Source organism: Hydrogenophaga sp. T2 (assembly GCF_049843535.1).
Taxonomy (GTDB): Bacteria; Pseudomonadota; Gammaproteobacteria; order Burkholderiales; family Burkholderiaceae_C; genus Hydrogenophaga; species Hydrogenophaga crocea.
Map to the genome: position 1 here is coordinate 451,090 of NZ_JBBHZJ010000004.1, position 17,578 is coordinate 468,667.

Annotated in this window: 20 protein-coding genes; 12 read left to right on the forward strand and 8 right to left on the reverse strand. The window is 70.6% G+C overall.

All coding sequences use genetic code 11. From position 1 onward, the window contains the following. Nucleotides 1-9 precede the first annotated feature (9 nt). The 7 genes from ribH (at nt 10) to tolA (ending at nt 4,837) form a co-directional block, all read left to right on the forward strand. Nucleotides 10-474 (forward strand): 6,7-dimethyl-8-ribityllumazine synthase, encoded by a 465-nt coding sequence (gene ribH, locus WDZ95_RS12375; RefSeq protein ID WP_166225084.1) that lies wholly within the window; start codon nt 10-12, stop codon nt 472-474. A 2-nt stretch (nt 475-476) separates the two neighbouring features. Further along, complete coding sequence (gene nusB / locus WDZ95_RS12380; protein WP_166225081.1) at nt 477-962, forward strand: transcription antitermination factor NusB; 486 nt, start codon at nt 477-479, stop codon at nt 960-962. Continuing rightward, complete coding sequence (locus WDZ95_RS12385) at nt 959-2,170, forward strand: pyridoxal phosphate-dependent aminotransferase (protein ID WP_425778807.1); 1,212 nt, start codon at nt 959-961, stop codon at nt 2,168-2,170. The genes nusB and WDZ95_RS12385 overlap by 4 nt, the downstream gene beginning before the upstream one ends. Next, on the forward strand, nt 2,167-2,610 hold the full coding sequence (ybgC, locus tag WDZ95_RS12390) for a tol-pal system-associated acyl-CoA thioesterase (protein WP_425778809.1): 444 nt from the start codon (nt 2,167-2,169) through the stop codon (nt 2,608-2,610). Before WDZ95_RS12385 ends, ybgC begins: the two co-directional genes overlap by 4 nt. 78 nt (nt 2,611-2,688) lie before the next feature. After that, on the forward strand, nt 2,689-3,399 hold the full coding sequence (gene tolQ / locus WDZ95_RS12395; protein ID WP_166225075.1) for a protein TolQ: 711 nt from the start codon (nt 2,689-2,691) through the stop codon (nt 3,397-3,399). A gap of 7 nt (nt 3,400-3,406) precedes the next feature. After that, nucleotides 3,407-3,847, forward strand: coding sequence for an ExbD/TolR family protein (locus WDZ95_RS12400; protein WP_425778811.1), 441 nt, complete (start codon nt 3,407-3,409; stop codon nt 3,845-3,847). Between the two features lie 21 nt (nt 3,848-3,868). After that, nucleotides 3,869-4,837 (forward strand): cell envelope integrity protein TolA, encoded by a 969-nt coding sequence (gene tolA, locus WDZ95_RS12405; protein ID WP_425778813.1) that lies wholly within the window; start codon nt 3,869-3,871, stop codon nt 4,835-4,837. Here the strand turns inward: tolA and WDZ95_RS12410 are convergent, their stop codons facing one another. From WDZ95_RS12410 to WDZ95_RS12440, 7 genes are all read right to left on the reverse strand, one after another. Beyond that, nucleotides 4,838-5,242, reverse strand: a complete 405-nt coding sequence (locus WDZ95_RS12410; protein WP_425778815.1) for a type II toxin-antitoxin system death-on-curing family toxin — start codon at nt 5,240-5,242, stop codon at nt 4,838-4,840. Further along, nucleotides 5,239-5,463 carry an AbrB/MazE/SpoVT family DNA-binding domain-containing protein gene (locus WDZ95_RS12415; RefSeq protein ID WP_425778817.1) on the reverse strand — a complete coding sequence of 75 codons (225 nt, stop codon included), beginning with the start codon at nt 5,461-5,463 and terminating at the stop codon, nt 5,239-5,241. Before WDZ95_RS12415 ends, WDZ95_RS12410 begins: the two co-directional genes overlap by 4 nt. 55 nt (nt 5,464-5,518) lie before the next feature. Further along, nucleotides 5,519-9,100, reverse strand: a complete 3,582-nt coding sequence (gene dnaE / locus WDZ95_RS12420; protein ID WP_425778819.1) for a DNA polymerase III subunit alpha — start codon at nt 9,098-9,100, stop codon at nt 5,519-5,521. Between the two features lie 46 nt (nt 9,101-9,146). Beyond that, complete coding sequence (locus tag WDZ95_RS12425; RefSeq protein WP_425778821.1) at nt 9,147-9,842, reverse strand: DUF599 domain-containing protein; 696 nt, start codon at nt 9,840-9,842, stop codon at nt 9,147-9,149. Between the two features lie 123 nt (nt 9,843-9,965). Then, nucleotides 9,966-10,520 (reverse strand): flavodoxin family protein, encoded by a 555-nt coding sequence (locus tag WDZ95_RS12430; RefSeq protein ID WP_425778823.1) that lies wholly within the window; start codon nt 10,518-10,520, stop codon nt 9,966-9,968. A 25-nt stretch (nt 10,521-10,545) separates the two neighbouring features. Continuing rightward, nucleotides 10,546-10,953, reverse strand: coding sequence for a DoxX family protein (locus tag WDZ95_RS12435; RefSeq protein ID WP_425778825.1), 408 nt, complete (start codon nt 10,951-10,953; stop codon nt 10,546-10,548). 53 nt (nt 10,954-11,006) lie between these two features. Continuing rightward, nucleotides 11,007-11,708 (reverse strand): pirin family protein, encoded by a 702-nt coding sequence (locus WDZ95_RS12440; RefSeq protein ID WP_166225050.1) that lies wholly within the window; start codon nt 11,706-11,708, stop codon nt 11,007-11,009. A 136-nt stretch (nt 11,709-11,844) separates the two neighbouring features. Here WDZ95_RS12440 and WDZ95_RS12445 point away from each other — a divergent pair, with 136 nt between their 5' ends. The 5 genes from WDZ95_RS12445 (at nt 11,845) to WDZ95_RS12465 (ending at nt 16,556) form a co-directional block, all read left to right on the forward strand. Further along, on the forward strand, nt 11,845-12,798 hold the full coding sequence (locus tag WDZ95_RS12445; protein ID WP_425778827.1) for a LysR family transcriptional regulator: 954 nt from the start codon (nt 11,845-11,847) through the stop codon (nt 12,796-12,798). A 64-nt stretch (nt 12,799-12,862) separates the two neighbouring features. Further along, nucleotides 12,863-13,966: an NAD(P)/FAD-dependent oxidoreductase gene (locus WDZ95_RS12450; protein WP_166225045.1), complete on the forward strand. Its 1,104-nt coding sequence runs from the start codon at nt 12,863-12,865 to the stop codon at nt 13,964-13,966. A 1-nt stretch (nt 13,967) separates the two neighbouring features. Beyond that, entirely contained in the window at nt 13,968-14,861 is an 894-nt protein-coding gene (gene gluQRS, locus WDZ95_RS12455; RefSeq protein ID WP_425778829.1) for a tRNA glutamyl-Q(34) synthetase GluQRS, read from the forward strand. A gap of 28 nt (nt 14,862-14,889) precedes the next feature. Beyond that, on the forward strand, nt 14,890-15,633 hold the full coding sequence (gene trmB, locus WDZ95_RS12460; RefSeq protein ID WP_425778831.1) for a tRNA (guanosine(46)-N7)-methyltransferase TrmB: 744 nt from the start codon (nt 14,890-14,892) through the stop codon (nt 15,631-15,633). Further along, nucleotides 15,606-16,556: a pseudouridine synthase gene (locus tag WDZ95_RS12465; protein WP_425778833.1), complete on the forward strand. Its 951-nt coding sequence runs from the start codon at nt 15,606-15,608 to the stop codon at nt 16,554-16,556. Before trmB ends, WDZ95_RS12465 begins: the two co-directional genes overlap by 28 nt. Here the strand turns inward: WDZ95_RS12465 and WDZ95_RS12470 are convergent. Continuing rightward, on the reverse strand, nt 16,502-17,461 hold the full coding sequence (locus tag WDZ95_RS12470; protein ID WP_425778835.1) for a hypothetical protein: 960 nt from the start codon (nt 17,459-17,461) through the stop codon (nt 16,502-16,504). The genes WDZ95_RS12465 and WDZ95_RS12470 overlap by 55 nt on opposite strands. Nucleotides 17,462-17,578 lie beyond the last annotated feature (117 nt).

The window sequence follows — 17,578 nt, forward strand, 5'->3', positions numbered from 1 at the left end:
GCAATCCCCATGTTTGGTGCAGACAAAGGCACGGCAGGCGCGCTCGACGGCAAGCGCCTGCACATCGGCATCGTGCAGGCCCGCTTCAACGAGGCCATCACCGACGCCCTCTTCCAGGCCTGTCACGCCGAGCTGCTCGCCCTGGGCGTGCAGGAGAAAAACATCGCTCACGTGAAGGTGCCGGGCGCGCTCGAGGTGCCCGTGGTGCTGCAGGCCATGGCCGAGCGCGAGGAGTACGACGCGCTGATCGCGCTGGGCTGCATCATCCGCGGCGAGACCTACCACTTCGAGCTCGTGGCCAACGAGTCGGGCGCCGGTGTCACGCGCGTGGCGCTCGACCACCAGTTGCCGATCGCCAACGCCATCCTCACCACCGAGAACGAGGCCCAGGCCCTGGCGCGCCAGGTCGACAAGGGCCGCGACGCGGCGCGCGTCGCGGTCGAGATGGCCCTGGTTCTGGAGCAGATCGGCTGAGCATGAGCACGCAAGACAACGCCGCCCACCGCAAGGCCACCGACAAGTCGGCGCGCACGCGCGCACGCGAGTTCGCGCTGCAGGCGCTCTACCAGCACCTGGTGGGCCGCAACCCGGTGGACGCGATCGACGCCTTCACGCGCGACCTCTCGGGCTTCCACAAGTGCGACAGCCTGCACTTCGACGCGCTGGTGCGCGGCTGCACCGCGCAGGGCGCCGAGCTCGACGCGCTGATCGCGCCGCGCCTGGACCGCCCGCTGGCCGAGCTCTCGCCCATCGAGCACGGCGTGCTCTGGATCGGCGTGTACGAATTCCAGCACTGCCCCGATGTGCCCTGGCGCGTGGTGCTCAACGAGTGCATCGAACTCGCCAAGTCCTTCGGCGGCACCGACGGCCACAAGTTCGTCAACGGCGTGCTGCACCCGCTGGCCGAGCAGCTGCGCCCGGCCGAGGTCGCCGCCGCTCCGCGCGCGGGCACGCGCCGATGAAGATCTCGGCCCGCGCCCAGCGCGTCGATCCCTTCTACGTCATGGAAGTGGCCAAGGCGGCCGCGCGCGAGGCCGCGAGCGCGGCCCGCCCCGTGATCGCGCTCAACATCGGGGAGCCCGATTTCACCGCGCCGCCGCTGGTGCAGCAGGCCGCCGAGCGCGCCATCCGCGACGGCCGCAGCCAGTACACCAACGCCCTGGGCCTGCCCGCGCTGCGCGAGGCCATCGCGGGCTGGTACTTCACGCGCTGGGGCCACCGGGTCGATCCCTCGCGCATCGTGGTCACCGCTGGCGCGTCGGCCGCGCTGCAGCTGGCCTGCCTCGCGCTCATCGACGCGGGCGACGAAGTGCTCATGCCCGACCCGAGCTACCCCTGCAACCGCCAGTTCGTGCAGGCGGCCGAGGGCCGCGCGGTGATGGTGCCCTGCGGCCCCGAGCAGCGCTTCCAGCTCAGCGCCGAGCAGGTGCGCAGCCAGTGGGGCGCGCGCACGCGCGGCGTGCTGCTGGCCTCGCCCTCCAACCCCACGGGCACCTCGATCGCGCGCGACGAGCTGCAGCGCATCGCCGCCGAGGTGCGCGCGCGCGACGGCATCACGCTGATCGACGAGATCTACCTGGGCCTGAGCTACGACACCGCCTTCGGCCAGACCGCGCTCTCGCTGCCCGACGGCCTGGGCGAGTCGGTGATCAGCGTCAACAGCTTCAGCAAGTACTTCAACATGACGGGCTGGCGTCTGGGCTGGCTGGTGCTGCCGCCCGCGCTGGTGCCCGCGGTGGAGCGGCTGGCGCAAAACCTCTTCATCTGCGCGAGCGCGATCGCGCAGCATGCCGCGCTCGCCTGCTTCGAGCCCGAGAGCCTGCACGAGTACGAGCGCCGCCGCGCGGCCTTCCAGGCGCGGCGCGATGTCTTCATTCCCGAGCTCAACCGCCTCGGTCTGCACGTGCCCGTGGTGCCCGACGGCGCCTTCTACGCCTGGGCCGACATCCGCGCGGCCGCCGCCCGCTGGGGCCTGGCGCCCGGTGGCGCACGGCCCGAAGACGCGCAGAGCTGGCGCTTCGCCTTCGAGCTGCTGCGCCGCTGCCAGATCGCGGCCACGCCGGGCCGCGACTTCGCGCAGGCCGACCCGGGCCGCTACCTGCGTTTTTCCACCGCCAGCTCCCTGGAGCAGCTCCAGGAGGCGGTCGCCCGACTGGAGGCCGCGCTGTGAGCGCCACGCCCGGCGGCCAGCCCCCGTTCGCCTGGCGCGTGCGCGTCTACTGGGAAGACACCGACGCGGGCGGCATCGTCTTCTACGCCAACTACCTCAAGTTCTTCGAACGCGCGCGCACCGAGTGGCTGCGCGCGCGCGGCGTCGAACAGCAGCGCCTGCGCGAAACGGCCGGCGGCCTGTTCGTGGTGAGCGGCACCGAGCTGCGCTACCACCGCCCGGCCCGGCTCGATGATTTGCTTCTGGTTACCGCCGACGTGACGGAAGCGGGCCGCGCGTCCCTGACAATCGCGCAGACCGCGCGCCGCGACGCCCCGGGGGGTGAACTGCTGTGCGAAGGCACCATCCGCATCGGCTGGGTCGACGCCACCACCTTGGCGCCGCGCCGCATGCCCTCCGAACTGCTGCGCGCCCTGGGCCTGGGCACAGGCCTGGGCTGACCGCAGCGCCGCGCCCGAGGAACCCCTCACAGCCGGCACGTTCAGAAACCTTTTGTCTCTACCGCGATCCCTGACGCCATGACCCCTGATCTCTCCATCGTCCAGCTCATGCTCCACGCGACCTGGGTGGTCCAGGCCGTGGTGCTGCTGCTCGTGCTGATGTCGCTGCTCAGCTGGGCCGCGATCTTCCGCAAGCTGGGCACGCTCAAGCGCGTGAAAGGCAAGAACGACGAATTCGAGCGCGAGTTCTGGTCGGGCGCCAACCTCAACGAGCTCTACGCGGCGGCCACGCAGAACGCGCGCCAGGGCGGCCCCATGGAACGCATCTTCGCCAGCGGCATGCGCGAGTACCAGAAGCTGCGCGAGCGCCGCATCACCGACAGCGGCGCCCTGCTCGATGGCGCGCGCCGCGCCATGCGCGCGAGCTTCCAGCGCGAGCTCGACGTGCTCGAAGCCAATCTCTCGTTCCTGGGCACGGTGGGCTCGGTCGCGCCCTATGTGGGCCTGTTCGGAACGGTCTGGGGCATCATGCACGCCTTCACCGGCCTGGCCTCGCTGGCCCAGGTGACACTGGCCACGGTGGCGCCGGGCATCGCCGAAGCGCTCGTGGCCACGGCCATCGGCCTGTTCGCGGCCATCCCCGCGGTGGTCGCCTACAACCGCTTCACGCACGACATCGACCGCGTGGCCAACGGCCTGGAGACCTTCATGGAGGAGTTCTCCAACATCCTGCAGCGCAACCTCGGCGTGCAACCGGCCCACCCCAGCGCCAGCGCATCGAGCTTCTGAACCCGCCATGGCCAAGCTCGCTCCCCGCGGCCGCGGCCGCCGCACCGTCAACGAGATCAACATGGTCCCGTTCATCGACGTGATGTTGGTGCTGCTGATCATCTTCATGGTCACGGCGCCGCTGATCACGCCGAGCCAGATCGCGCTGCCCAGCGTGGGCCAGGCCCAGCGCCAGCCCGACCGCTTCGTGCAGGTGGTGATCGACAAGAACGAAGAGCTGCGCGTGGTCGAAGGCCGCGCGAGCGCCGAGGGCGTGCCGGTGCCCCTGAACCTGCTCGCGCTGCGCGTGCGAGAGTTGCAAAGCGCCGAGGGCAGCGACCCGGCGACCGTGCCGGTGATCATCAGCGCCGACAAGACCGTGCGCTACGAGTCCGTGGTCAGGGTGATGGACACGTTGCAGAAGAACGGTGTGCAGCGCGTGGGCCTCGCGGTGCAGACCGGCCGCTGATCGACGCCGTTGTCAGACCCCATGCGATCCACCGCCGACCACCTCGACCTCGCCCCGCCGCCCACCGGCCGTTGGGGTGGCGCCGTCGGCAAGGCCGTCGTCGTGCACGCGCTGCTCATCGCCGCGCTCACCTGGGGCGTGAGCTGGCGCCGCGACGCCGTCACGCCCGCGGTCGAGGCCGAGATCTGGTCGCGTCTGCCGCAAGAGGCCGCGCCCCGCGCCGTCGAACCGCCGCCACCGCCGCCGGCCCCGACGCCCCCGGCTCCGCCACCCCCGCCGGCCCCCGCGCCGCAACCGGCGCCGCCCCCGCCCCCACCGGCCCCGGCCCCCGCGCCCGCGCAGCCCGACATCGCGACCCAGCAAGCCAAGGCCAAGGCCGAAGCCGCCGCGCGCGAGCGCGAGCAACGCCGGCTGGCCGAAGAAAAGCGCGAGCGCGAACGCGAGCTGGCCGAGAAGAAAGCGGCGGCCGAGAAAAAGGCCGCGGCGGAGAAAAAAGCGGCCGCCGAAAAAGCCGCCGCCGAGAAGAAGGCCCAGGCCGAGCGCGAGCGACAGCAGCGCCTGGCCGAAGAGAAGCGCGCGGCCGAGAAGAAGGCCGCCGACGAGCGCCGCCAGGCCCAGGTGCAGGAACAGCTGCGCAAGGAACAGCTGGCCCGCATGATGGGCCAGGCCGGCGCGAGCGGCGGCCCGCAGAGCACGGGCACGGCGCAGCAGTCGAGCGGGCCGTCGTCGAGCTATGCGGGCAAGGTGGTGGCGCGCATCAAGCCCAACATCGTGTTCACCGAGCTGGCGCCGGGCAACCCGCGCGCCGAAGTGGAGGTGAAGGTCGCGCCCGACGGCGCCATCACGGGCCGCCGCCTCGCCAAGAGCAGCGGCAACCCGGCCTGGGACGAAGCGGTGCTGCGCGCCATCGACCGCACGGGCACGCTGCCGCGCGACATCGACGGCCGCGTGCCGCCTTCGATGCTGCTGGGGCTGCGACCGGAAGACTGATCAGGTGGCGTGGGCGGTGTGCGCCCGCAGCCAGGCCGCAAACCCCGCTTCGCTGAGCTCCCCCGAGGCAACGGCCAGCATCGTCAGCACGCAGGCCCCATCGTCTGCCACCAGTTCCCACCCGTTGAGCACGAGGAACAACTCCGTGGCCACGAAGCCGGTTCGCTTGTTGCCATCGATGAACGGGTGGTTGCGCGACAGCCCGTACCCATAGGCCGCAGCCAGTGAGGCCACGTCGGGACGAGATCCATCCGGCAGGCCATAGGCATCGAGGTGCTGCGGGCGGGCCACCGCCGATTCGAACAAGCCCATGTCACGCACGCCGGCTGCACCGCCATGCTCGGCCAACTGCGCCTCATGGATGGCCAGCAGCACGTCCGGCTGAAGCCAGACCCAGGCTTTCATTTCGCGAGTTCACGCAGAACGTTGCGGCGCTTCTTCATGATGTCGCGCGCCAAGGCCATCTGGGCCTCGAAATCGGGGTTGTGCACCGTCAGACGCAGGCCATCCGGAGAATCGGTGAGATACACCTCGTCTCCCTTCTCCAGTTGCAGTTTGGCCAGCACCTCCTTGGGCAGGATCACGCCCACGGAATTGCCGATCTGGGTGAGTTTGAGCGTGTGCATGGCGGCGCCTCGTCGTTATAACGGGCGTAATACTAAGCGGCGCCGCGCCATCAGGTCAATCGAACACGATCTCCGCGCGCTGCTCGTGCGCCTGCGCGGTCCAGCTCGCGAGCGCCGCGTCGGTGGGGAAGAACAGCGCGCGGTCGTCGAGCTGCAGTTCGCACTGCGCGCCCGCGCGCTGCAGCGCCAGCCTCACCGGCAAGCCGCGCACCAGCTCGCCCTGCTCGGTCTCCTCGCGCTTGGGCGGGAATTCGCGCACCAGTTGGGCAATGGCCGGCGCGTGGCCGTTGACCGCCACACGCAGGTACTTGCCGAAGCGGCAGCGCGCCGTGGCCAGGTCCCAGATCTGCTGCAGCTTCAGGCGCAGGCCGCCCGAGAAGCGGTCAGGCTGGGCCACGGCCTGCACCACGATGAGCTCGTCGTCCTTGAGCAGCGCACGGTGCTGGTGGATCAGGTTCTCGTCGGCGCTGGTCTCGAGCACCGCGGTCTTGTCGTCGATCTTGAACAGCGCGAGCTTGCCGCGCTGGCCGTTGATGACGCGGAAGTCGGTGACGATGCCCGCGAGGATCACCGGGTCGCGGCTGTCCACCACGTCGACCAGACGCGTGCGCGCGAAGCGCCGCACCTCGCGCTCGACCTCGTCGAACAGATGGCCCGAGAAGTAGTAGCCGATGGCGCTCTTCTCGTTGGTGAGCTTTTCCTTCACGCCCCAGGGCGTCACGCGCACCAGGTCGGGCTCCTGCGTGCTCGATCCATGGCCCGCTTCACCGTCCGGGCCGCCGAGCATGTCGAACAGGCCGCCCTGGTGGGCGTTGGCCTGCGTGGTCGCGGCGTACTCGAAAGCGATGTCCAGCGAGGCCAGCAGTTCGGCGCGGTTGAGGTGCAGGGTGTCGAAGGCCCCGGCCTTGATCAGCGCCTCGACCGTGCGCTTGTTGATGCGCGAGCGGTCCACGCGCAGGCAGAAGTCGAACAGGCTGCGGAACGGGCCGCTTTCGTTGCCGTTCGGGCCTTCGCCGCGGCCTTCGCGCGCGGCCACGATGGCCTCGATGGCCTGCTGGCCCGTGCCCTTGATGGCCCCCAGGCCGTAGCGGATCAGCTTGTCGGTGACGGGCTCGAAGCGGTAGCCGCCGCGGTTGACGTCGGGCGGCTCGAAGGCCATGCCCATCTTCTGCGCGTCCTCGAACAACACCTTGAGCTTGTCGGTGTCGTCCATTTCCACGGTCATGTTCGCGCAGAAGAACTCGGCCGTGTAATGAACCTTGAGCCAGCCTGTGTGGTACGCGAGCAGCGAGTACGCGGCGGCGTGCGACTTGTTGAAGCCGTAGCCCGCGAACTTCTCCATCAGGTCGAAGATCTCGTCGGCCTTGTCCTGATCGATGCCGTGGGTGGCGAGCGCACCGGCGCGGAATTTCTCGCGGTGCTCGGCCATCTCCTCGGCCTTCTTCTTGCCCATCGCGCGGCGCAGCAGGTCGGCGCCGCCGAGCGAGTAGCCGCCCAGGATCTGCGCGGTCTGCATCACCTGCTCCTGGTAGACCATGATCCCGTAGGTCTCGCTGAGCATGTCGGCCACCGCGGGGTGCGGGTACACCACCTCTTCGCGGCCGTGCTTGCGCGCCACGAAGCTGGGGATCAGGTCCATCGGGCCTGGCCGGTACAGCGCGTTGAGCGCGATCAGGTCTTCGAGCCGCGTGGGCTTGGCGTCGCGCAGCATGCCCTGCATGCCGCGGCTTTCAAACTGGAACACGGCCTCGGTCTGGCCGCGCGCGAACAGCGCATACACCTTGGGGTCGTCGAGCGGCACGTCCTCGAAGCGGAAGTTCTCGCGGCCCTTGTGGCGCTTGACGATGAACTCGCGCGCGATCTCCAGGATGGTCAGCGTGGCCAGGCCCAGGAAGTCGAACTTCACCAGGCCGATGGCCTCGACGTCGTCCTTGTCGTACTGGCTCACGGCCGAATCGCTGCCCGGCTGCGCGTAGAGCGGGCAGAAGTCGGTCAGCTTGCCCGGGGCGATCAGCACGCCGCCGGCGTGCATGCCCACGTTGCGCGTCATGCCCTCGAGCTTTTGCGCGAGCTCGATCAGGGTCTTGACGTCTTCTTCCTTCTGCACGCGCTCGGCCAGCACCGGCTCCATCTCGAGCGCGTAGTTGTTCTTGTCGCCCTCTTTCTTGGGCACCGGCGGGTACTGCAGGGTCACGCTCATGCCGGGCTTGTTGGGCACGAGCTTGGAGATGCCGTCGCAGAAGCCGTACGAGAGGTCGAGCACGCGTCCCACGTCGCGGATGGCCGCGCGCGCGGCCATGGTGCCGAAGGTGGCGATCTGGCTCACCGCCTCCTTGCCGTACTTCTGCTTCACGTACTCGATGACGCGGTCGCGGTTGCCCTGGCAGAAGTCGATGTCGAAGTCGGGCATGGACACCCGCTCGGGGTTGAGGAAGCGCTCGAACAGCAGGTTGTATTGCAGCGGGTCGAGGTCGGTGATCTTGAGCGCGTAGGCCACCAGCGAGCCCGCGCCCGAGCCGCGGCCCGGGCCCACGGGGCAGCCGTTGTTCTTGGCCCAGTTGATGAAGTCGCCCACGATCAGGAAGTAGCCCGGGAAGCCCATCTTGAGGATGGTGCCGATCTCGAACTCGAGCCGCTGCACGTAGCGCGGGCGCTGCTGGTCGCGCACCGCCGGATCGGGGTACAGGTGGGCCAGGCGTTCCTCCAGGCCTTCGTACGAGGACTGGCGGAAGAAGTCGGCCATGGGCATGGGCACACCGTCGATCAGCGGCGTGGGGAAGTTGGGCAGCTGCGGCTTGCCCAGCACCAGCGTGAGGTTGCAGCGGCGGGCGATTTCCACCGTGTTGGCCACGGCCGAAGGCAGGTCGGCGAACAGCGCGGCCATGTCGGCCGCGGGCTTGAACCACTGCTCGCGCGTGAAGCGGCGCACGCGCCGGTTGTTGGCCAGGATCTCGCCCTCGGCGATGCACACGCGCGCCTCGTGCGACTCGTAGTCGTCGGCGGTGAGGAATTGCACCGGGTGCGTGGCCACCACCGGCAGGTGCAGCCGCGCGGCCAGTTGCACCGCGGCCACCACGTGGCGCTCGTCGTCGGCACGGCCGGCGCGTTGCAGCTCCAGGTAGAAGCGGTGCGGAAACAGCGAGGCCAGTTGCAGCGCGAGCTCGCCCGCGCGCTGCGCGTCACCGGCCAGCAGCGCCTGGCCCACGGGGCCCGCCTGCGCGCCCGACAGCAGGATCAGGCCGGCGTTGAGTTCTTCGAGCCACTCGCGTTTGATCACGGCCTGGTCGCGCACCACGTTGCGCGTCCAGGCGCGCGCGAGCAGCTCGCACAGGTTGAGGTAACCCTGCTTGTCCTGCACCAGCAGCAGCACGCGCGGCAGCGGCGGCTGGTGCGCGCCCGGCATGGCGTTGGGGGTTTCTTCGCTGAAGCCCTGCAGCAGCACCTCGGCGCCGATCACGGGCTTGACGCCCTTGTCGCGGCCCGCCTTGTAGAACTTGACGGCGCCGAACAGGTTGTTGAGGTCGGTGATGGCCAGCGCGGGCTGGTGGTCGGCCGCGGCGGCGGCGATCACGTCGTCGATGCGGTTGGTGCCGTCGACGACGGAGAACTCGGTGTGCAGGCGCAGGTGTACGAACATCGCGCCGATTTTAGGAGGCCGTGGCGCCCGATCCGGCGCCAACCGATCAGTCCCGCAGGATGTGCAACACCTCGGAGCGGAACTCGCGGCTGTAGAGGATGGCGACCACCACCGTGGTGGCGATCACCATGGCCAGCGGCGACACGAACCAGCCCAGCAGAGCGAACGAAAAGTAGTACGCGCGCAAGCCGTCGTTCATGGTTTCGGCCGCGGAGGCCACGAGCGCGGCCGCGCGGTCGGCGTAGGCGCGGCGGTCGAACTCGCCCGATTCGAAGCGTTCGGGCGCCGGCATCGAGCCGATCACCAGCGCCACGAAGGTGTATTGCCGCATGGACCAGGAAAAGCGGAAGAACGAGTACACGAAGATCGCGATCAGCACCAGGATCTTGAACTCGAACACCAGCAGCGTGGTGGCCTGCGCGAACGGGATCTCGCTCATGAGCTCGCTGGCCTTGTCGGTGGTGCCGAGCAGCGCGAACAGCGCACCGATGACCAGGATCGAGGTGGACGAGAAGAACGCGGGCGTGGTCGAGAGGTTCTGCGTGATCAGGCCGTCGAGCATGCGCGGGTCGCGCGCGATGGCCTGCTCCATCCAGTAGCGCCGGTAGCGGTTGGTGGTGGCCAGCAGCGAGGGCCGCTGCCGCGCCCAGGTCTTGGCGAACACCGCGTAGCCCACCCACAACGAAAAAAAGCAGACCAGCGCGAGCCAGTCTGCCCAGGGGAGGATGGTCAGTATTTTCACGCGGCGGATGTTAACCCCCACGCTCCACCGCTGCGCGGGTCGCTGCCCCCCCGAGGGGGCTGATCCGCCTTGGGGCGGCCCGGCGGCGGATCGGCTTCTGCCGCCACCGGGCCATGGGCGCTGTCAGCCCTTGAATTTCTTCGCGATCGCCGCCACGCGCTCGCCGAACAGGCGGGCGGTTTCGAGGTCGCCCGGCAGCATCTCGTTGGCGCCGGCGTCCGAGGGGCTTTGCGCCATGGCGCCGCTGAACGAGCCGACGTAGTTCACGTCGTTGCGCTGCGCGGCCTTGCTGTTGCTGGGCATCAGGCCGGTGCCGACCCACACGCCGCTGTGCTGCATGGCCAGCGTGAACAGGTAGTGCAGCGTGGACAGCTTGTCGCCGTTCATGGTGGCGCTGTTGGTGAAGCCGGCGAAGACCTTGTCTTTCCAGGTCTGCGAGAACCAGGCCTTGCTGGAGGCATCGGCGAACTTCTTGAACTGCCAGCTCACGGTGCCCATGTAGGTCGGCGAACCGAACACGATGGCGTCGGCCGCGTCCAGGGCTTCCCAGCCGCCGGCCGGCAGGTTGCCATCGGCGTCGATCGCGATCAGTTCGGCACCGGCGCCTTCGGCCACCGATTGCGCCATGCGCTGGGTGTGGCCGTAGCCCGAGTGGTAGACAACAACAACTTTGGTCATGGAATGGCTCCAGGGTTGAGGGAAATCACTGGCCACGCTTGGCGTCGAGGCTGAAGCCGCCGGCGCCGAAGGCCGCGAAGGCCAGCAGGCCGCCGACGATGGCGATGTTCTTGAAGAACATCAGCTGCTGCACCATCTGCTGCTCGGCCGGCACGGCCCAGTAGGCGTGGAAGAAGAAGCTCGCCACCAGCGTGAACACGGCCAGCGCGATGGCGGCCACGCGGGTGCGGTAGCCGATCAGCAGCGCCAGGCCGCCGAACAGTTCGATCACGAGCGCGGCGGCCACGCCCACGGTGGGCAGCGGCAGGCCCATGGCCGTGGCGTAGCCCACGGTGCCGGCGAAGCCGCCGATCTTGCTGAAGCCCGCGGGCACGAACAGGATGGCCAGCAGGATGCGGCCGATCAGGGACAGGGGGTTTTGCAGTGCGTTCATGGCGGAGTCCTTGAGAAGGGGTGAAAAGAAAAAAGGGGACCGGGAAAAAGCAATCAGCGTGCGAGGTCGAACACCAGCACTTCGGCGTCGCGGCCCTTGGCCAGGTGCAGCGCGGCTTCGCCGTCCATCACGGCGGCATCGCCCGCCGAGAGTTGCTCGCCATTGACCTCGAGCGCGCCGCGCACCAGGTGCACGTAGGCCTTGCGGGCCGGGTTCAGTTCGAGCGAGGCCTGCTCGGCGCCGTCGAACAGGCCGGCGTACATCGCGGCATCGGCGTGGATCTTCACCGAGCCCTCGGCGCCGTCGGGCGAGGCCACCAGGCGCAGGCGGCCGCGCTTCTCGGCCTCGGCAAAGCCCTTTTGCTCGTAGCTCGGGGCAATGCCGCGCTGGTTCGGCTCGATCCAGATCTGCAGGAAATGCGTGGTGTCGTTGGGCGCGTGGTTGAACTCGCTGTGCATCACGCCGCTGCCGGCGCTCATGCGCTGCACGTCGCCGGGCGGAATGCCCTTGACGTTGCCCATGCTGTCCTTGTGCGCGAGGTTGCCGTGCAGCACGTAGCTGATGATCTCCATGTCGCGGTGGCCGTGCGTGCCGAAGCCGGTGCCCGGGGCGATGCGGTCCTCGTTGATCACGCGCAGGTTGCCCCAGCCCATCCACGCCGGGTCGAAGTAGTTGGCGAAGGAGAACGAGTGGTAGCTCTTGAGCCAGCCGTGGTCGGCGTAACCACGGGCGTCGGAACGGCGGATCTGCATCATGGCTGGGGCTCCTGGTGAGGGGTTGAACGGTCCGGTACGGGACCGGCATGGGGATGAATTCTGGGCGTGCGCCCCCGCACCGGGTTCGCAGCGATTTGATGGCATCATTCAAATCATTTGAATGATTGAACCCGCCATGCCCACCTCCGGCACCATCCCGCGCAGCGCCCTGTCGGCCGACAACCTGGCCCTGATCGAAGCCGTGTCGCGCCTGGGCAGCATGGCCGCGGCGGCGCGCGAACTGGGCATGGTGCCCAGCGCCCTCACCTACCGCGTGCGCCAGATCGAGGACGCGCTCGACGTGCTGCTGTTCGACCGCAGCGCCCGGCGCGCCGTGCTCACGCCGGCCGGCGCCGAGCTGCTGCGCGCGGGCGAGTACCTGCTCAACGAGCTCGACGCCGTGGCCCAGCGCGTCAAGCGCGTGGCCACGGGCTGGGAGCCGCAGCTCACCATCGCGGCCGACGCCTTGATCGCGCGCGACACCCTGTTCGAGCTCTGCGAAGCCTTCTACGCCACCGGCGCACCCACGCAGCTGCGCATCCGCTCGGAAACCCTGTCGGGCACGCTCGAGGTGCTGCAGAACGGTCTGGCCGACCTCGCCCTGGGCATCGCGGCGCAGATCTCCTCGCCCGGCCTGCAGTCGGCCACGCTGGGCAGCGTGAGCTTCGTCTACGCCGTGGCGCCGCACCACCCGCTGGCCGCGGTGGAAGGCAGCCTGAGCGAGCAGGACATCCGCCCCCACCGCGCCGTGGCCGTGGCCGACAGCACGCAGCGCGGCCGCGGCATGAGCCACAACCTGCTGCCCGGACAGGACGTGCTCACCGTGCCCACCATGCACCACAAGCTCGAGGCCCAGCTGCGCGGCCTGGGCTCGGGCTTTCTGCCGCTGCCGCTGGCCCAGCCCTACATCGCAGCGGGCCGGCTGGTGGTGAAGCCGGTGCAGCAGACCGAGCGCCAGATCCGCGTGGCCTATGGCTGGCACAGCACGCGCGTGGCCGGCGACAGCGGCCGCGCGCTGCGCTGGTGGCTCGACCAGCTCAAGCACGAGCGCACGCGCGACGCGCTGCTCAACCGCCACCACCAGCAGTGAAGGTCCCATGGCGGCGCGCCGGAGCGCGCTGCTACAGTCGCCCCACCCTCGCACGCCCAACACCATGAAACGATCCAGCCCGACCGCTCGCGCTTCCGAATCGCTCCATTTCGCCGTGGTGGGCGCCGGCATGGCCGGCGTGGCCTGCGCGCGCACCCTGCTGCAGGCAGGCCACCGCGTCACGCTGCTCGAAAAAAGCCGCGGCTTCGGTGGCCGCATGGCCACGCGCCGCACCGAGTTCGGCGGCTTCGACCACGGTGTGCAGTACTTCACCGTCCGCGACGAGCGCTTCGAGCGCGTGCTGCGCGCCACCGCCACCAGCGCGGTGCGCGCCTGGAGCGCCAGCACCGTGCGCGTGCTCGACGCCTTCGGCCACGTGCTGGCCAGCGCGCCGCCGCCCACCGAGCCGCACTTCGTGGCCGCGCCGGGCATGAACGCGCTGGTCACGCTCTGGGCCCAGCCGCTGCTGCACCCCGAGCAGCACGGCGGCCTGCCCGCGCAGACCCTGCTCAACACCCGCGTGAGCCGCATCGAAGCCGACGCCCTGCACCCCGGCCAGTGGCAGCTGCGCTGCGAAGACAGCACGGGCGGCGACGGCGGCCAACGTGTGCTCGGCGGCTTCGACCGCGTGCTGCTCGCCATCCCGCACCCGCAGGCGCACGACCTGCTGCTCGCCTCGGGCGTCGCGCCCGCGCTGCGCCAGGCGCTCACGCCCGTGCACGTGGCGCCGTGCTGGACGCTCATGGTCGCTTTCCCGCAGGCCATGCAACCCGGCCTGGCCCACCTGGGCCCGCAGTGGAGCGCGGCGCGCAGCACGCACCACCGCATCAGCTGGCTGGCGCGCGAATCGAGCAAGCCCGGGCGCGACCCGATCGAGCGCTGGACCGTGCAGGCCAGCCCGGCCTGGTCGACCAAGCACCTCGAAGACGACCCCGAGCGCGTGAAGGCCAAGCTGCTCAAGGGCTTTGCCGAGATCACGGGCATCCGCGCCACGCCGCCGCACGCCGTGGTGCACCGCTGGCGCTACGCGCAGACCCAGACCCCGCTGGGCCGCAGCCACCTGCTCGACGCGGCGCTGGGCATCGGCCTGTGCGGCGACTGGTGCCTGGGCCACCGCGTCGAAGACGCCTTCGTCTCGGGCCTGGAGCTCGCGCTGGCCCTGGCCTGAGGTGTCCTACCGCGGCCGCTTCGCCCCTTCGCCCACGGGCGCGCTGCACGCGGGCTCGCTGGTGGCCGCCCTCGCGAGCTGGCTCGACGCCCGCGCCCACCGCGGTGCCTGGCTGGTCCGCATCGAAGACGTGGACGGCCCGCGCTGCGTGCCCGGCGCCGACACGCGCATCCTCGAACAGCTCGCCGCCTGCGGCCTCGTGAGCGACGAGCCGGTGCGCTGGCAATCGGCGCGCGGTGCCGCCTACCAGGCCGCGCTCGATCGCCTGCTGGCCCAGGGCGACGCCTTCGCCTGCGCCTGCACGCGCCAGGACATCGAACGCGCGCTGCAGGCCGCGGGCACGCCGCGCGAGCGCCACGCCGCAGCGCCCTACCCCGGCACCTGCCGGCCCGAACGCGGCGGCCTGGCCGGGCGGCCCGCACGCGCCTGGCGCTTTCGGGCGCCGGCGCAGGCCGAGGTGGCCTGGACCGACCGCCGCCTGGGCCCGCAGACGCAGGACGTGGCGCGCGCCGTCGGCGACTTCATCGTGCGGCGCGCCGACGGCCTCTGGGCCTACCAGCTCGCGGTGGTGGTCGACGACGCCGACCAGGGCATCACCCACGTGGTGCGCGGCGAAGACCTGGCCGACAACACGCCGCGCCAGATCCTGCTGCAGCGCGCGCTCGGCCTGCCCACGCCCGCGTACCTGCACACGCCGCTGGTGCTGGGCGACAACGGCGAAAAGCTGAGCAAGCAGAACGGCGCCCAGCCGCTCGACCTGCGCGAGCCGCTGGCCGCGCTGAACGCGGCCGCGCAGGCCCTGGGCCTGCCCGCGGCCAGCGGCGCGCTGCCCGATGCCCTGGCCAGCTGGACCGCCGCCTGGACCGCGGCCTGGGCGCAGCGCCGGCCCGCCTAAAATCGCGGCCCTTCAAGGCCGCCTTCCCATGACCGATCCCCGCCACGCGCAGCCGCGCACCCCGCCCACCGACGTGCCCTACCTGCGCCAGGTCAAGAGCTACGTGCTGCGCGCCGGCCGCACCACCGCCGCCCAGGCCAAGGCCTACGAGCAGTACGGCCCGCGCCTGCTGCTGCCCTTCGACAAAGAGCGCCCCTTCGACGCGCGCGCCGCCTTCGGCCGCGATGCGCCGCTGGTGCTCGAGATCGGCTTCGGCATGGGTGGCGCCACCGCGCACATCGCCAGCGTGCGGCCCGAAGACAACTTCCTGTGCTGCGAGGTGCACGAGCCCGGCGTGGGCGCGCTGCTCAAGCTCGCGGGCGACGGCGGCCTGGACAACATCCGCATCGTGCGGCACGACGCGGTCGAGGTGCTCGACCACATGCTCGGCGAGGCCAGCCTGGACGGCGTGCACATCTTCTTCCCCGACCCCTGGCACAAGACCAAGCACCACAAGCGCCGCCTGATCCAGGGGCCGTTCGTGAACCGGCTGGCCAGAAAGCTCAAGCCCGGCGGCTACCTGCACCTGGCCACCGACTGGCAGCCCTACGCCGAGCAGATGCTCGAGGTGCTGCGCGCCGAGCCGCTGCTGCACAACACGGTGTCCGACGAACACGGCGGCTACGCGCCCAAGCCCGACTACCGCCCCCTCACCAAGTTCGAGAATCGCGGCCTGAAGCTCGGCCACGGTGTGTGGGACCTGGTATGGCGCACCGCCCCAAAAACCCCCTGATCCCCACGCGCGAGGGCCTCTCGCCGAGCTGCGTCGCGATCCCCTTCGCCAAGCCTGTGCCCTGGGGCTCGGTGCTGCAGTTCCTGAGCGAGCGGCTGCCCGTGGTGGCGCCGCTGGCCTGGGCGCAGCGCCTGGCCCAGGGCGACGTGCTCGACGACGAGGGCCGGCCCGTGGCGGCCGACGCGCCCTGCGTGCCGGGCGCGCGCCTGTACTACTGGCGCGAGATCGAGGGCGAGGCCGCGATCCCGTTCGAGGAACGCATCGTGTTCCAGGACGAGCACCTGCTGGTGGCCGACAAGCCGCACTTCATGCCCGTGACCCCCACGGGCCGATACGTGCGCCACAGCCTCATGGTGCGGCTCAAGCGGCGCACCGGCATCGACACGCTCAACCCCATCCACCGCATCGACCGCGAGACCGCGGGCCTGGTGGTGTTCAACCTGCGGCCACAAGACCGCAACGCCTACCACGCGCTGTTCCGCGACCGACAGGTGCACAAACGCTACGAGGCGATCGCGCCGCACGACCCCGCGCAGGCCTTTCCGCAGACGCGCCGCAGCCGCATCGAAGAAGACGTGGAGGCCTTCTTCCGCATGGTCGAGACCGAAGGCGAGGCCAACAGCGAAACGCGCATCGAGCGGCTCGAGGTGCGCGGCGACTGGGCGCGCTACGCGCTCGAGCCCCTGACCGGCAAGCGCCACCAGCTGCGCGTGCACCTCGACGCGCTGGGCCTGCCCATTGCCGGCGACCGGTTCTACCCGCGCGTGCGCCGCGGCCCCGACGAGGCCGAGGACTTCGCCGAGCCGCTGCGCCTGCTCGCGCGGGGCATCGCCTTCACCGACCCGGTCACGGGGCAGGCGCGGCGCTTTCAGAGCGGGCTGGGCCTGGACTGGCCGGCACCGGCGGCATCGGACGCCGACTGAAGCCCCTGCGCGATCAACAGCGCGGTGAGCCCCACCATCAGCGCGAGCACCGTGACGCGCAGCGGCGTGTCCAGGCGCTCCCCGCGGGCCACCAGCGCGCTCAGGCTGCCCATGGCACCGAGGTGGGCAAAGGTGGGCGCAATGCTGTGCGCTTCGCCGATCTTCAGCCCCACGGAGCGGTCGACCAACACGCCGATCAAGCCCAAGGCGAGCGCCCCCAGCGCGGTCGCGGCCATGAAACGCACCTCGTCGCGGGGCGCGTCGACCGGCATCACCGGCGTCGGGGACACGGGGTCCATGCGGTCCTTGCCCTTGTCGGCGACGTCCGAGGCGTGCGCTTCGGCCACCGCCTTCGTCCGCGCGCGCGCGGCCCGCAGCACGTGGGGCCGGGCGGCGGCGGGCCCGCCCCCCGCATCCCGCGGCTGCACAGGACGGATCGCCGGCGCCGATGCGCGCGAACGCGCGCGCGCCCGGGCCTGTTCGAGCGCCGCGACACATGCGTGCCGTTGCGCTTCGAAGGCCTCCATGGACGCGCGGGCCACCACGATGTCGCGCTCGGCCTCGCTCAGTTGCTGCTCGCACAGGCCGATCTGCAGTCGCAGATAGTCCCGCTGGTCCTTGTCGCGCCCGCGGGCCGCGCGCGCCGCCGATTGCTGCTCGCGCAGGACACCGAGCCTCGCCGCCAGCCGGGCCACGGTGTGGCCCGCTTCCTCGGCGCAGCGGCCGGCCTGGCGCAGGGACTGGTCGATGCGCTCGATCTGGCCCGACAGATCACCGGCGGCCAGCGGCTGCGGCACCGCCGTGCCGGCGGTCTCGGCGCCGTTGCGGTCATGGGCAAAGGAAGCGGCCGTTGCCGGCACCTGGCCTTGCGTGCGGCCGGTGCCGCCCAGGCTGATAGCGTTCATGGGTACAGGGGGGAGTGGAAGGAACCGCCTGAGTCCGGGCCCCGGCGGGGCGGTTCCGGCCCGCGATGACGATGCCCTGACGGGCACCTGAACACTAAGGACTCAGGCGCCGCCCCG